Origin of the sequence: Colwellia sp. 6M3 (genome assembly GCF_014077595.1) — a bacterium.
Classification (GTDB): Bacteria; Pseudomonadota; Gammaproteobacteria; order Enterobacterales; family Alteromonadaceae; genus Cognaticolwellia.
Window position 1 is genome coordinate 1 of sequence record NZ_JACGWF010000203.1, and the last position, 677, is coordinate 677.

Here is a 677-nt window from a genome sequence, read left to right on the forward strand (position 1 = left end):
TTTAATGGCTAATTGACATAGCGAAGTAGATGAACTTGTGAATTGAATGAACAATTAGCTGCCTAACGGCAGCTAAATAAAACCCTATTGCCTATTGACGGGAATAAGGCTCATATGTGTTATGTGTACTTAACGCAAGACCTGATATTTCTTTAATGATGGGTACTCACAGTCAATTGTTTCTATATAAATATTACGTTCTGCCCAAAATATTTCTAGGTCGTACAAGCAAAATGAATACTTGTTAGGATCTTCTACCCATTCACCTTCAGTTTTAACTGAAACTGATGTAAATAATTCATTCTCGTTTGCCCACCAAACTAAAACCAAATAATCACAACCAGCACCATCATGAAAAATCACGAAAGCTGGAGTATTATTCCAGTCGATTTTACGTGATGCTTTAACGTATTTTAGTCGTGGTAAGTATTTAGATTGATCAACTAAATTATTACTAGCAGAAATAGTATAAATTTTAATACCTGTTTCATCTAACCAATCAATTTGACCATCTATACTTCGAGGCTTGAACATAACTTTCCTTGTACACATAACGCCGTTTTAAGCGGCAAATTGCAGTTGGCTAAAATAAGTGAGGGACGAACAAAAAGCCAACTGTAATTTGTCCGACTTGAAAACCCTTGTTAGTTTTTGTTACCGCATTTTATTTGCTTTTC

Annotated in this window: 1 protein-coding gene; it reads right to left on the reverse strand. The window is 34.6% G+C overall.

Annotated features, from left to right (window positions below):
* Positions 1 to 129: 129 nt before the first annotated feature.
* A complete protein-coding gene (locus H4J50_RS19015; protein WP_182257706.1) occupies positions 130 to 534 on the reverse strand; it encodes a hypothetical protein in 405 nt (134 codons plus the stop codon).
* Positions 535 to 677 lie beyond the last annotated feature (143 nt).

Coding starts and splice junctions, on each gene's coding strand:
- H4J50_RS19015 (WP_182257706.1), bottom strand. CDS start 534: ATGTTCAAGCCTCGAAGTATAGATGGTCAAATTGATTGGTTAGATGAA.